Here is a 13,144-nt window from a genome sequence, read left to right on the forward strand (position 1 = left end):
GGGTTCTGGATCGCGCCCGGCGCCCGGCGCGGCGGACCGGGACTCACGACGGCGAGCGCGGTGGTGGCCCGGCACCCCGGCACGTGGGGAATCCTCTACCGGCCCGGCAACGGCGCGGCGGCGGACTGCTGGGCGAGCGTGGCGCAGCCCTACGGCTTCGCGCGGTTCACCCGCCCGGTGCCGGGCCGCACCGAGCTCCCGCCCGACGAGGGCGTGCGGTTCACCGTGCCCGGGTGATCGCCTCGCGGATCAGCGCCCAGGGCAGCCCGGGTTCCTGGCGCGGGGCCGTGAGGTCGCGCGAGAGCAGCCGCACCCCGGCCGACTCCAGCGCCGCGACGTGCCCGGCCCAGGCCGGGTGGCGGGTGTGGGCCAGGTTGATGCACGGGAAGACCACGACCGGCACGTCCGGGCGGCCGATCATCTCGTTGGCCGCGGTCATCGCCTGGTTGTCGCTGATGCCCAGCGCCAGCTTGGCCACGGCGTTGGCGGTGGCGGGCACCACCGCGCACACGTCGGGGTCCGGGTGAGGACGCGGCTGCCCGGGGAGGCGGGAGGCCCACCGCACCGGGAGCCCGGTCAGGGTCTCGAGGGCGCCGGCCTCACCGTCGGCCGACAGCCAGGTGCCGGCGGTCGGGGTCAGGGTGATCGCGACGGTCCACCCCGCGTCGACCAGCGGTGCCACCAGGCCCGGACGGAGGCCGTCGATACCGCCCGCGCCGCAGGCGATCAGACTGAGGACGCGGCCCATGGCGACGTCAGCTGTCCCAGCGGAACCAGCGCATCGTGGCCGCGGTGCCGGCCGCGGTCCAGACCCCGAGCACGGCCAGGTCGAACCACGGCCACTCGCCGTGGGCCAGCGTGGCCCGCAGCCCGTCGCCGAGCGCCCCCGACGGCAGCCAGCGCACCACGTCACCCAGAGGGCCGAGCTGGTCGCCGGCCAGCACCACGCCGCCGCCGGCCAGCAGGAGCACCCAGATCAGGTTCGCCGCCGCGAGAACGGCCTCCGCGCGCAGCGTTCCGGCCAGCAGCAGGCCGAGGCTGACGAAGGCGGCCGAGCCGAGCACCCCCACCAGCAGGGCGGGCACCAGCCCGGCGGCCGAGGGGTGCCAGCCGAGCGCCAGGCCGACGGCGCCGAGCAGCACGACCTGGATCGCCGAGACCACCGCGACCGCGCCCAGACGGCCGGCGATCAGGCCGGAACGGCCCAGGGGGGTGGTGCCGAGCAGGCGCAGCAGGCCCGCGCGGCGGTCGAAGCCGGTGCTGATGGCCTGGCCGGTGAACGAGGTGGAGATCAGCGCGAGCGCCAGCACGCCGGGCGTGGCCAGGTCGATGCGGCGCCCGGTGCCGAGGTCGACGACCCCGCTCCGGGCCAGACCGGCCAGCACGAACAGCGGCAGGATCACGGTGAGCAGCAGCTGCTCGCCGTTGCGGAGCATGGCCATCGCGTCGAACCGGGTCTGGGCCAGCACCCGGCGCCGCGCGGACGCGGCCCGGTCGGTGCCGTCCGCGCGCGGCGACGCCTCGGGAGCGGTCATCTCGATCGCGCTCACGCCCCGATCACCTCGTTCTGACGGGCAGCGATCTCCAGGAACACGTCTTCCAGACTCCTCCGGCCGAGAACCAGTCCCTCGGGCATGATCCCGAGACGGGCGCACCAGGCGGTGGTGGCGGCCACGTCACCGGGCAGCAGGTGCGCCTCGGGGGTGCGGTTGGCCACGACGTAGTGCCCGGGGCGCACCTCGGTGGCGGCGATCCCGGCGGACAGCAGGGGGGCCAGCTCGGTCAGGTCCAGACCGGCCGGGCCACCGAAGCTCAGGGTGTGGTCGGTGCCGCCGGTGAGCTCGCGGGGCGAACCCGCGGCCACGACCCGGCCGCCGGCCATCAGCACCACGTGGTCGGCCAGGCGCTCGGCCTCGTCGAGCAGGTGGGTGGTCAGGACCACCGCGACGCCGGAGGCCCGCAGCTCACCGATCAGACCCCAGACCGCGATCCGGGCCTGCGGGTCGAGACCGGCGGTGGGCTCGTCGAGGAAGACCACGTCGGGGCGGCCGACCAGGGCCACGGCCAGGGCCAGACGCTGGCGCTCGCCGCCGGACAGGCGCCGCACCGTGGTGCGCAGCCGGGAGCCCAGGTCGAGACGGGCGATCAGGTCGCCGGTGGCCCAGGGCCGGGCGTACATCGCGGCGGTCAGGTTGAGCACGTCGCCGGCGCGCGCGCCCTGCGGCATGCCGCCGTCCTGCAGCATCACGCCGACACGGGGGCGCAGCCAGGCACCGTCCGTGACCGGGTCGTGCCCGAGCACGCGAACCGTCCCGCCGTCGGGCCGGCGCAGTCCCTCGCAGCACTCGACGGTGCTGGTCTTGCCGGCGCCGTTGGGGCCGAGCACGGCGGTGACGGCGCCCGCGACGGCGGAGAACGAGGCGCCGTCGACGGCGAGCTTCGCTCCGTAACGCTTCATCAGCCCGGTCACCTCGACCGCGGCGTCACCTGATGCAGTACTGCCTGACTCGACGCGCACACCTCCACCATAGGGAAGAAGCGGGGGCGGTTCGGCACGACCCCGCCGTCGAGCGGCCCGCCCGGCGTGGTTCCCTGGTCCGGCAACCCGCGACAAACGGTGTTCACGACGGCGGAAAACACCCAAGTTAGGTTTACCTTCCGTGACGCACCAGACAGAACCCGTGAGGGGCAAGCACACCCTCCCGGCTTGAGGCGGGCGTCGAATAACGTCACACTGGTGTGGTGGAAATGACCGAGACCGACTCCGAAGCCGGTCGCATGGAGGATCGGGGCACCCGTGACCGGGTGTCGCGCGAGATCCTGCATCACGGTCCGATCACCGCGAGTGACCTGGCGGCCACGCTCGGGCTGACGCCCGCGGCGGTGCGCCGGCACCTGGACACCCTGACAGACCAGGGTCTCGTCTGCACGTGGGACCCTCCCGAGGGCACCCCCCGGCGGCGGGGCCGTCCGGCCCGGCTCTTCGTGCTGACCGACGCGGGTCACTCCGTGATGTCGACCGCGTACGACGACCTGGCCGTGCAGCTGCTCGAGTTCCTGGCCGAGACGGCCGGGCCCGACGCCGTGCGCGAGTTCGCCGTGGTGCGGGCCGAACGGCTCGCCCAGCGCTACCGTCCCGCCGTCGATGCGGCCGGGGGAGACCCCCACCGCCGGGCCGGAGCTCTGGCCCAGGCCCTCAGCACGGATGGATACGCGGCCAGCGTGCGTTCACTCGAGGAGCGGGGCCGCGCGCACGAGGAGCAGACCACCCGGCAGACGGGTAAGCAGCTGTGCCAGGGGCACTGCCCGGTCCAGCAGGTCGCCGCCCAGTTCCCGCAGCTGTGCGAGGCCGAGACGCACGCGTTCTCCAACCTTCTCGGGGTCCACGTGCAGCGGCTCGCCACGCTCGCCCACGGGGAGCACGTCTGCACCACCCACATTCCCCTGAGCGCGGTCTCGGCCACGCTCGACACACGTAACCCGACCGGCCGGCCCGAGTCAGCACCCGGGCCGGATGTCACGTCACAAGAGGAGAAAGCAGCCGATGAGCACCGTGTCGCATCCTGAACTCGAGGGCCTCGGGCGGTACGAGTTCGGCTGGGCCGACTCCGACGCCGCCGGCGCGGCCGCCCAGCGTGGCCTGTCCGAGGCTGTCGTGCGCGACATCTCGGCCAAGAAGAACGAGCCCGAGTGGATGCTGAACCAGCGTCTCAAGGGCCTCAAGCTGTTCGGCAAGAAGCCCATGCCGACCTGGGGCTCCGACCTGTCGGGCATCGACTTCGACAACATCAAGTACTTCGTGCGCTCCACCGAGAAGCAGGCCACCTCGTGGGACGACCTGCCCGACGACATCAAGAGCACCTACGACCGCCTGGGCATCCCGGAGGCCGAGAAGCAGCGACTCGTCGCCGGCGTCGCCGCGCAGTACGAGTCCGAGGTGGTCTACCACCAGATCAACGAGGAACTCGAGAAGCAGGGTGTCATCTTCGTCGACACCGACACGGGTCTGCGTGACTACCCGGAGCTCTTCCAGGAGTACTTCGGCACGGTCATCCCGGTGGGCGACAACAAGTTCGCCTCGCTGAACAGCGCCGTGTGGTCGGGTGGCTCGTTCATCTACGTGCCCAAGGGCGTCCACGTCGAGATCCCGCTGCAGGCCTACTTCCGGATCAACACCGAGAACATGGGCCAGTTCGAGCGCACGCTGATCATCGCCGACGAGGGCTCGTACGTGCACTACGTCGAGGGCTGCACGGCGCCGATCTACAGCTCCGACTCGCTGCACTCGGCCGTCGTCGAGATCGTCGTGAAGAAGGACGCCCGCGTCCGCTACACGACCATCCAGAACTGGTCGAACAACGTGTACAACCTGGTCACCAAGCGGGCCACCGCCGCCGAGGGCGCCACCATGGAGTGGGTCGACGGCAACATCGGCTCCAAGGTCACCATGAAGTACCCGGCCATCTACCTGATGGGTGAGCACGCCAACGGCGAGACGCTGTCGATCGCGTTCGCCGGTGAGGGCCAGCACCAGGACGCCGGCGCCAAGATGGTGCACGCCGCGCCGCACACCAAGTCGTCCATCGTCTCCAAGTCGGTGGCCCGGGGCGGTGGCCGCACCTCCTACCGCGGTCTGCTGCAGGTGCTCGAGGGCTCGCACCACTCGGCCAGCACGGTGCGGTGCGACGCGCTGCTGGTCGACACGATCAGCCGGTCCGACACCTACCCCTACGTCGACGTCCGCGAGGACGACGTGACGCTGGGCCACGAGGCCACGGTCTCCAAGGTGAGCGAGGACCAGCTGTTCTACCTGATGTCCCGCGGCATGACCGAGGAGGAGGCGATGGCGATGATCGTGCGTGGTTTCGTCGAGCCGATCGCCCGGGAACTGCCGATGGAGTACGCGCTCGAGCTGAACCGCCTGATCGAGCTGCAGATGGAAGGCGCGGTCGGCTAGTCCGCCCACCCGTCCCCGTCACCCCAGAATCCGAGAACAGAGAGCCATGACTGAGACTTTCACGATCGAAGGCGGACCGGTCGAGCTGCACCGCTCGAGCTTCGACGTCGCGGACTTCCCGATCCCGAACGGGCGCGAGGAGGACTGGCGGTTCACCCCGCTCGACCGCCTCCGCGGCCTGCTCGAGGGCGAGCCCACCGACTCCGCCCTCACCTGGACCACCGACCTGCCCGAGGGCGTCGAGCTGACCACGGCCGGCTCCGGCGACCCGCTGCTGCGCGCCGTGCCCAAGTCGGTCGACCGCACCAGCGTCCTCGCGCTCGAGAACGCCAAGAACGGCGCGGTCGTCGTCAGGGTGAAGCAGAACGCCGAGCCCGACCGGCCCGTCGTGATCAAGCTGCACGGCACCGACGACCAGATCGTCTGGGGCCACGTCATTCTCGACATCGGCGCCAACGCGCAGGTGACCGTGGTGATCGAGCACAGCGGCACCGCTCGCTACTCGGGTGAGCTGTCGATCCTGGTGGGCGACGGCGCCAAGCTGAAGTTCGTCAGCGTGCAGGGCTGGGACCGCACCGCGGTGCACGCCCAGCACGTCGGCATCCGCCTCGGCAAGGACGCGTCGATCAACTCCACCCAGGTCACCCTGGGCGGCGACCTGGTGCGCTTCGTCGAGACCGTGGAGTACGCGGGTCCCGGCGGCGACGCCGAGATGGCCGGCCTCTACATCGCCGACGCCGGTCAGCACCAGGAGCACCGGCTCTTCGTCGACCACAGCGCTCCCAAGTGCCGCAGCAACGTCACGTACAAGGGCGCGCTGCAGGGCGAGGGCGCGCACACGGTGTGGGTCGGTGACGTGCTCATCCGCGCCACCGCCGAAGACACCGACACCTACGAGATGAACCGCAACCTGGTGCTGACCGACGGCACCCGCGCGGACTCGGTGCCGAACCTCGAGATCGAGACCGGCGAGATCGTCGGCGCCGGGCACGCCAGCACCACCGGCCGTTTCGACGACGAGCAGCTGTTTTACCTGCAGGCCCGGGGCATCACCGAGGAAGAGGCGCGCCGCCTGGTCGTGCGCGGCTTCTTCGCCGAGCTGATCAACAAGCTCGGCCTCCCCGACCTGCAGGAGCGTCTGCTCGCCGCCATCGAGGCCGAGCTGGGGGGCGAGCCCGAAGCCGCCATCGGCGCGGTGACGGAGTGAGTCGCGAGCGGGTCGCGTCCCTGGCCGACCTGAAGCCCGGTGAGGCGATCCAGGTGAGCGCGGGCGGCAAGACCGTCGCGCTGGCCCGCGAGAGCAACGGCGACGTGCACGCGGTCGCCGACCTCTGCACCCACGCGGCCGTCTCGCTGTCGGAGGGCATGGTCGAGGACTGCACCATCGAGTGCTGGCTCCACGGCTCGGCCTTCGACCTGCGCAGCGGCAAGCCGACGGTGCTGCCCGCCGTCACCCCGGTGGAGGTCTACGAGGTCTCGCTCGAGGGCGACGACGTGTACGTGGACACCGCCGTCATCACCAACGCTGCCGCGTCCTGAATCCCCAGACCTTCTAGGAGAACTGAACCACCATGGCCACTCTGGAAATCCGCGACCTGCACGTCAGCGTCGAGACCGAGCAGGGCCCGAAGGAGATCCTGCGCGGGGTCGACCTCACCATCCGCTCCGGTGAGACGCACGCGATCATGGGCCCGAACGGCTCCGGCAAGTCCACCCTGGCCTACTCCATCGCCGGGCACCCGAAGTACACGATCACCTCCGGCTCCGTCACGCTCGACGGAGAGGACCTGCTGGAGATGAGCGTCGACGAGCGCGCCCGCGCCGGCCTCTTCCTGGCCATGCAGTACCCGGTCGAGGTCGCCGGCGTCACGGTGTCCAACTTCCTGCGCACCGCCAAGACCGCGATCGACGGCCAGGCCCCGGCCCTGCGTCACTGGGTGAAGGACGTCCGCGGCGCGATGGACGCGCTGAAGATGGACCCGGCCTTCGCCGACCGCGACGTCAACGCCGGCTTCTCCGGCGGAGAGAAGAAGCGCCACGAGATCCTCCAGATGGAGCTCCTCAAGCCGCGTTTCGCGGTGCTCGACGAGACCGACTCGGGTCTCGACGTCGACGCCCTGAAGATCGTCTCCGAGGGTGTCAACCGGGTGCGCGAGAACAGCGAGGTGGGCGTCCTGCTCATCACGCACTACACGCGCATCCTGCGCTACATCAAGCCCGACTTCGTGCACGTGTTCGTCGACGGCAAGGTGGCGGCCGACGGTGGCCCCGAGCTGGCCGACGAGCTCGAGGCCAACGGCTACGACCGCTTCACCAGCGCGTCGGTCTGATCAACCCGATGGTGGACGTCCGTACGCGACTCGCGTACGGACGTCCACCATTTCGATCCAACGACGAAGGATCTGATCGCGTGACTCTCACGTCCGCCGCACCCACGACGCTCGGCCCCGACGAGGTCGAGACGATCCGCGCGGACTTCCCGATCCTGCACCGCACCGTCGGTGACGGCGCGCCGCTGGCCTACCTCGACTCCGGGGCCACGTCGCAGCGCCCGAAATCCGTGCTGCAGGCGGAGTACGACTTCGCCACCACCTCCTACTCGGCCGTGCACCGCGGCGCCCACACCCTCGCCGGCGAGGCCACCGACGCGTTCGAGGCCGCCCGCGAGAGCGTCGCCCGCTTCGTCGGCGTGCCCTACGAGGGCCTGGTCTGGACGCGCAACGCCACCGAGGGCCTCAACCTCCTGGCGAGTGCGCTCACCGATCCGGACGCCGGTGCCCACGCGCTGAAACCGGGCGACGAGATCCTGGTGACCGAGCTCGAGCACCACGCGAACCTGGTGCCGTGGCAGCGCGCCGCCGCCCGCACCGGGGCGAAGCTGCGCTGGATCCCGCTCACCGACGCCGGCCGGCTCGACCTGCGGAACATCGACGAGCTGATCAACGAGCGGACGAAGGTGGTCGCCCTCGCGCACGCCTCGAACGTGCTCGGCACGGTCAACCCGGTGGCGCTGCTGGCCGAAAAGGCCCGGAGCGTGGGCGCTCTCACCATTCTCGACGCCTGCCAGTCGGTTCCCCACCTCCCGGTGGACCTGACCGAGCTGGGCGTCGACGCGGCCGTCTTCTCCGGTCACAAGATGCTCGGCCCGACCGGCATCGGCGCCCTCGCCGCGCGTCCGCAGCTGCTCGAAGCCCTGCCGCCGGTGCAGACCGGTGGCTCCATGGTCGAGCTGGTCACGATGGAGACCGCGACGTTCCGTGAGCCCCCGCAGCGGTTCGAGGCCGGCACCCCGCCGGTGGCCCAGGCCGTGGCCCTGCACGCGGCGGTCGATTACCTCACTGGCGTGGGCATGGACCGGATCGCGGCCCGGGAGCACGAGCTGGCGTCCTTGATGCTGGACGGGCTCGCGGGAGTCGAGGGCGTGCGGGTGATCGGCCCGGAGGATGCCGAGAACCGCACGGCCACCGTCGCCTTCGCGGTCGAGGGCGTGCATCCGCACGACGTCGGCCAGGTGCTCGACGCGGCCGGGGTCGCCGTGCGCGTGGGTCACCACTGCGCGCAGCCGGTGCACCGGCGCTTCGGCGTCAACGCGTCCACCCGCGCCAGCGCCTACCTCTACACCACCGACGCGGAGATCGAGCGGTTCGTCACGGCCCTCGGCACCGTCCGCGGATTCTTCGGCAGGAGCTGACCTTGTCCTCTCTCGAAGCTCTCTACCAGCAGGTGATCCTGGATCACTCCAAGGAGAAGCACGGTCGCGCCGAGCTGACCGGTGACGCCGACCCGGCGAGCGGCACCGCCCGCAGCCACCAGTACAACCCGCTCTGCGGTGACGAGGTCACCGTGCAGATCACGCTGGGCGATCACGACGTGCGGGTCGTGGAGTGGACCGGCGACGGCTGCTCGATCAGCCAGGCCGCCACCTCGGTGATGCACGACCTGATCACCGGCAAGCCCGTCGACGAGGCCCGCGCCATCCTCGCCGACTACCGCACCATGCTCCGCAGCCGTGGCGAGGGCGAGCCCGACGAAGAGGTGCTCGGCGACGCCGTGGCCTTCGCCGGGGTCAGCCGGCACGCGAATCGCGTGAAGTGCGCGATCCTGGGATGGACGGCGTTCGAGGACGCGTTGCTGCGTATCGAGGCCGCACGACCGACAGCAAAGGACAATTCATGAGCGACCAGGCAGTGGACACCAGCCCGGCCGACGTCCCCGCGGACGTGGCCGATGTCGAGGAGGCCCTGCGCGACGTCGTCGACCCCGAGCTGGGCATCAACGTCGTCGACCTGGGCCTGGTCTACGGCATCCAGATCGACCAGAACAACCACGCCACGATCGACATGACGCTCACGTCGGCGGCCTGCCCGCTGACCGACGTCATCGAGGACCAGGCCCAGGCCGCCCTCGACCCGCTGGTCAAGGGCATGGCCATCAACTGGGTCTGGATGCCGCCGTGGGGTCCGGACAAGATCACCGACGACGGCCGCGAGCAGCTGCGGGCGCTCGGTTTCAACCTGTAGCCGAACCCGTCCGACAGCCCCGGTGCCCCGACCGCACCGGGGCTGTCCTGCGTCCTCCAGCAGGGGCAGGACGCGCCTCACATTCAATGCCGGGCCCCAAAGGGACGAATAAGGCTGGGTGCAGGACATCTGGCGGCTCGTGGCAGCACCCAACCCGGTGCTGGACGACGTCGTCCGGGACGGCCTGCTGGTGCAGTCGGCGCAGGCCTCCCGGCTGAGCAGCCTGCTCGGGCTGCCGCTGTCGGTGATCGTGCTGGCGGCGATGACGGCCAGCGGCGCCTCGGGGCGTGAGATCGGTACCTGGACCGCCCTGGTTCTGCTCGTGATGCTCCTGTACGTCGCGGCGGTCGGCCGGTTCGTGGTGCGGGGGCGCGGCGACTACCGCGAGCGCCTGCGGATCTTCACCGTGGCCCAGACCCTGGGCGGCACCGTCTGGGGCCTGCTCCCGGTTCTGGTGACGCCGGTGGACGACCGCACCGCGATCGTGTCGGTCTCATGTTCCGTGACCACCCTGGCGGTGGCGGCCAACGTGGTCTTCAGTTCCGCGACCCCGCTGCCCTGGCTGGGTTTCCACCTGGCGGCGCTGACCGTCGGCTCGGCCGGCCTCCTCCGGCACGGTGAGGGCGCGGTCGCGGCCCTGAACGCGCTGACCGTGCTGGCCGCCTTCCCCCTCGCCCGTTACATGTACCAGCAGGTGGCGCGCTCGCGGCTGGTGGCGCGGCAGAACGCCCTGCTGGCCGAGGACCTGCGCGCCGAACGGGAGGCCGTGGAGCGGATCAACCTGGAGCTCTCCGAGGCCAATACCGAGCTGCGGCACCAGGCGACCCGCGACCCGCTCACCCGCCTGCCCAACCGCAGCCTGTTCTTCGACCACCTGGTGCGCTCGATGCGGCACGGGCGGCGCAACGGCACCCCGGTGGCCGTCGTCTACTTCGACCTCGACCGGTTCAAAGCCATCAACGACACCCTCGGGCACGGCGCCGGCGACGACCTGCTGATCCAGGTCGCCGAGCGCACCAGCGCGGTGCTGCGCAGCCCGGACGTGCTGGCCCGGCTCGGTGGCGACGAGTTCGTGGTGCTGACGCACGACTACGAGTCCGGGCCCGGCTCGCAGGTGGCGACCGAGGTGGCCGAGCGGATCCGGGAGGTGCTGGCCGTGCCGTTCGACCTGTCCGGCAATCCGGTGACCATCTCGGGCAGCCTCGGGGTGGCGATCGACGAGACCGGCCTGGGCGCCGAGGACCTGGTCGAACGGGCCGACATGGCGCTGTACCGGGCCAAGCAGCAGGGCCGGAACCGGGTGGCGCTCTACGCGCCGGAACTCAACTGGCTGCAGCCGGGTGTCGAGTCCTAGACCGTGCAGGACATCTGGGGGATGCTCCGGGCGCCGGACCCGGACGTGGACGACGTCGTGCGCAGGGAGCTTCTGGTGCAGTCGGCGGAGGCGGCGCGGCTGAGCAACCTGCTCGGGTACGGGCTGCTCGCGACGGCGGACGGGGTGCTGTGGGCGACCGGCCTGCGGACGGGCGAGGTCCTGGCCTGGACGCTCGGGCTGCTGGCCTGGCTGGCCGTCTTCCACGTCGTGGTGCCGATCTGGGTCTGCCGCCCGGCGCGGGCGGGGCGTCCCGTCGATCCGCTGCGGCGTCGCTTCACGGTGATCCAGGGCGTGACCGGCACGCTGTGGGGGAGTGTCTGCGTGTTCGTGCGGCCCGGCGAGGGCCAGGCCGAGCTGTTCGCCGTGGCGATGGCGACGCTGGTGCTCGCGAACGCCGCGAACCTGCTGTTCTGCTGCGCCACCCCGGGGGCCTACCTGGCCTATCACGCCGGCATCGTGGTCGCGGGCGTCACCGGGTTCGCCTCGCAGGGCAACTGGGGGCTGGTGGCCCTGGTCGCGTTCGGCGGGTTCGGGGCGATGCCGCTGACCCGTTACGGCTACCAGCAGGTGGCCGGGGCGCGGCTGCTGGCCCGGCAGAACCACCTGCTGGCCGACGAGCTGCGCACCGAGCGGGAGGCGGTGGAACGGGCCAACCTGCGCCTGTCCGAGGCCAACGCCGAGCTGGCGCACCAGGCCACCCGCGACCCGCTGACCGGTCTGCCCAACCGCACGCTGTTCTTCGAGCACCTGACGAGTTCGCTGGCGCTGAGCCGGGAGACCGGGCGGCGCCTGGGCGTCATCTACTTCGACCTCGACCGGTTCAAGATCATCAACGACACGCTCGGGCACGGCGCCGGCGACGACCTGCTCGTGCAGGTGGGGGAGCGCGTCACCGCCGTGCTGCGCGGCGCCGACGTGCTGACCCGGCTCGGCGGCGACGAGTTCGTGGTGCTCACCTCGCAGAACGCCGCCGGGGTGGCCGAGCGGGTGCGCCGGGTGCTGGCCGAGCCGTTCGCGCTCGACGGGCGCTCGGTGCGGGTCAGCTCGAGCCTGGGCGTGGCGGTCGACGACGGCAGGGCCGACGGCGAGCAGCTCGTCGAGTTCGCCGACGTGGCGCTGTACCGGGCCAAGGAGGGCGGCCGGAACCGGGTGGCCGTGTTCACCCCGGAGATGCTGGCGACCACGGGCACCGACGACGAGCGGCTGAACCGTCTCCTGGCGGGCAAGCCGCCGCAGCCGCGCCGGGGCGAGGCGCCCTCGCCTAGAGCCCCATCGAGCTGAACGTGTCGCATTGGTCGATGTCTCCGGCCGAGTAGCCGGTGGTGAACCACTTCTTGCGCTGCTCCGCCGAGCCGTGGGTCCAGGAGTCCTGGTCGACCTCGCCCCCGGACCTGCTCTGGATCCGGTCGTCACCCACCGCCTGCGCGGCCTTCTGCGCCTCGGCGATGTTGGCCTGGGTCAGGTCGATGCCGCTCTTGGCCTGGTCGGCCAGCTTGCTCCAGACGCCGGCGTAACAGTCGGCCTGCAGCTCCATCGCGACCGAGTACTCGTTCTCCGCCTCGGGGTTGCTCTGCTGGGCCTGGCGCACCTGCTGCTCGGTACCCAGCAGCGTCTGCAGGTGGTGCCCGTACTCGTGGGCCAGGATGTACGCCTGCGCGAACTCGCCCTCGGCGCCGTACTCCTCCTGGAGCTGGTCGAGGAAGTCCAGGTCGAGGTAGATCTCCTCACCGGCCGGGCAGTAGAACGGGCCCACCGCCGAGGAGGCCTGGCCGCAGCCGGTGCTCACCGCGTCGTCGAAGAACACCAGCGTGGGCGCGTGATAGTCGAGACCGCGCTGCGAGAACTCGTCCTCCCAGGTGGTGTCCGCGATGTCGTAGACCTTGATCAGCCGGCAGTCGGTGTACTGATCGAGCGCCCCGTCGGAGTTGCAGCGGTCGCTGAGCTCCTGCCGCGACTCCTGCTTGCCGGTGCTGCTGGCGCTGCCCGCGCCCAGCTGGGTGAAGCCACCCCCGCCCGGATCACCGCCGAGGAAGGTCATGACCAGGTAGATCACCACGCCGATGACTCCCGCACCACCACCGATCGCCAGGCCACCGGTGCCCAGGCCCATCCCGCGGCGGTCGTCCACGCCGCCCACGTCCACCCGGTCGTCGTCGAACTCGATACCCACCGCGCACCCCTGTCGTCACCGCTGTGAACGGGCTCGTCCCCGGGCCCGCGTAGAATGCTGCCACCACCTTTGGTCCGGTTCGACTGCTGCTGCACACCGGGCGCCCAGTCCGAGACATCTCG

15 protein-coding genes are annotated in these 13,144 nt (G+C 71.2%); 11 read left to right on the top strand and 4 right to left on the bottom strand.

Features of this window, described 5'->3' with window-relative positions; genetic code table 11:
* The first annotated feature begins 60 nt into the window (after positions 1 to 60).
* Positions 61 to 237, top strand: a complete 177-nt coding sequence (locus J2S57_RS21630) for a hypothetical protein (RefSeq protein WP_307245874.1) — start codon at positions 61 to 63, stop codon at positions 235 to 237.
* On the opposite strand, the gene J2S57_RS21635 is transcribed toward J2S57_RS21630, so the two are convergent.
* The 3 genes from J2S57_RS21635 to J2S57_RS21645 are packed head-to-tail and all read right to left on the bottom strand — an operon-like array spanning position 221 to position 2,458.
* On the bottom strand, positions 221 to 748 hold the full coding sequence (locus J2S57_RS21635) for a flavoprotein (protein ID WP_307245876.1): 528 nt from the start codon (positions 746 to 748) through the stop codon (positions 221 to 223). The two genes, J2S57_RS21630 and J2S57_RS21635, sit on opposite strands and share 17 nt — an antisense overlap.
* A 7-nt stretch (positions 749 to 755) precedes the next feature.
* Positions 756 to 1,550, bottom strand: a complete 795-nt coding sequence (locus J2S57_RS21640) for an ABC transporter permease (RefSeq protein WP_307245879.1) — start codon at positions 1,548 to 1,550, stop codon at positions 756 to 758.
* Positions 1,547 to 2,458 (bottom strand): ABC transporter ATP-binding protein, encoded by a 912-nt coding sequence (locus tag J2S57_RS21645; protein ID WP_370882695.1) that lies wholly within the window; start codon positions 2,456 to 2,458, stop codon positions 1,547 to 1,549. The genes J2S57_RS21640 and J2S57_RS21645 overlap by 4 nt, the downstream gene beginning before the upstream one ends.
* A 290-nt stretch (positions 2,459 to 2,748) precedes the next feature.
* Here J2S57_RS21645 and J2S57_RS21650 point away from each other — a divergent pair, with 290 nt between their 5' ends.
* The 10 genes from J2S57_RS21650 (at position 2,749) to J2S57_RS21695 (ending at position 12,133) form a co-directional block, all read left to right on the top strand.
* Complete coding sequence (locus tag J2S57_RS21650; protein ID WP_307245883.1) at positions 2,749 to 3,567, top strand: helix-turn-helix transcriptional regulator; 819 nt, start codon at positions 2,749 to 2,751, stop codon at positions 3,565 to 3,567.
* Positions 3,545 to 4,957 (top strand): Fe-S cluster assembly protein SufB, encoded by a 1,413-nt coding sequence (sufB, locus tag J2S57_RS21655; protein WP_370882494.1) that lies wholly within the window; start codon positions 3,545 to 3,547, stop codon positions 4,955 to 4,957. The genes J2S57_RS21650 and sufB overlap by 23 nt, the downstream gene beginning before the upstream one ends.
* Positions 4,958 to 5,003: 46 nt before the next feature.
* Positions 5,004 to 6,164, top strand: a complete 1,161-nt coding sequence (sufD, locus tag J2S57_RS21660) for a Fe-S cluster assembly protein SufD (protein WP_307245887.1) — start codon at positions 5,004 to 5,006, stop codon at positions 6,162 to 6,164.
* Positions 6,161 to 6,496 (top strand): non-heme iron oxygenase ferredoxin subunit, encoded by a 336-nt coding sequence (locus tag J2S57_RS21665; RefSeq protein WP_307245890.1) that lies wholly within the window; start codon positions 6,161 to 6,163, stop codon positions 6,494 to 6,496. The genes sufD and J2S57_RS21665 overlap by 4 nt, the downstream gene beginning before the upstream one ends.
* A 32-nt stretch (positions 6,497 to 6,528) precedes the next feature.
* Entirely contained in the window at positions 6,529 to 7,287 is a 759-nt protein-coding gene (gene sufC / locus J2S57_RS21670) for a Fe-S cluster assembly ATPase SufC (RefSeq protein WP_307245892.1), read from the top strand.
* Between the two features lie 80 nt (positions 7,288 to 7,367).
* Positions 7,368 to 8,648: a SufS family cysteine desulfurase gene (locus tag J2S57_RS21675; protein ID WP_307245894.1), complete on the top strand. Its 1,281-nt coding sequence runs from the start codon at positions 7,368 to 7,370 to the stop codon at positions 8,646 to 8,648.
* 2 nt (positions 8,649 to 8,650) lie between these two features.
* On the top strand, positions 8,651 to 9,133 hold the full coding sequence (sufU, locus tag J2S57_RS21680; RefSeq protein WP_307245896.1) for a Fe-S cluster assembly sulfur transfer protein SufU: 483 nt from the start codon (positions 8,651 to 8,653) through the stop codon (positions 9,131 to 9,133).
* Positions 9,130 to 9,477, top strand: coding sequence for a metal-sulfur cluster assembly factor (locus J2S57_RS21685; protein WP_307245898.1), 348 nt, complete (start codon positions 9,130 to 9,132; stop codon positions 9,475 to 9,477). The genes sufU and J2S57_RS21685 overlap by 4 nt, the downstream gene beginning before the upstream one ends.
* A 118-nt stretch (positions 9,478 to 9,595) precedes the next feature.
* Positions 9,596 to 10,831, top strand: a complete 1,236-nt coding sequence (locus J2S57_RS21690) for a GGDEF domain-containing protein (protein ID WP_307245900.1) — start codon at positions 9,596 to 9,598, stop codon at positions 10,829 to 10,831.
* Between the two features lie 3 nt (positions 10,832 to 10,834).
* Positions 10,835 to 12,133, top strand: coding sequence for a GGDEF domain-containing protein (locus tag J2S57_RS21695; RefSeq protein WP_307245902.1), 1,299 nt, complete (start codon positions 10,835 to 10,837; stop codon positions 12,131 to 12,133).
* On the opposite strand, the gene ypfJ is transcribed toward J2S57_RS21695, so the two are convergent.
* Positions 12,114 to 13,016: a KPN_02809 family neutral zinc metallopeptidase gene (gene ypfJ / locus J2S57_RS21700; RefSeq protein WP_442358351.1), complete on the bottom strand. Its 903-nt coding sequence runs from the start codon at positions 13,014 to 13,016 to the stop codon at positions 12,114 to 12,116. The genes J2S57_RS21695 and ypfJ overlap by 20 nt on opposite strands.
* Positions 13,017 to 13,144: the final 128 nt, after the last annotated feature.

The sequence above is a fragment of the Kineosporia succinea genome, from assembly GCF_030811555.1.
GTDB lineage: Bacteria > Actinomycetota > Actinomycetes > Actinomycetales > Kineosporiaceae > Kineosporia > Kineosporia succinea.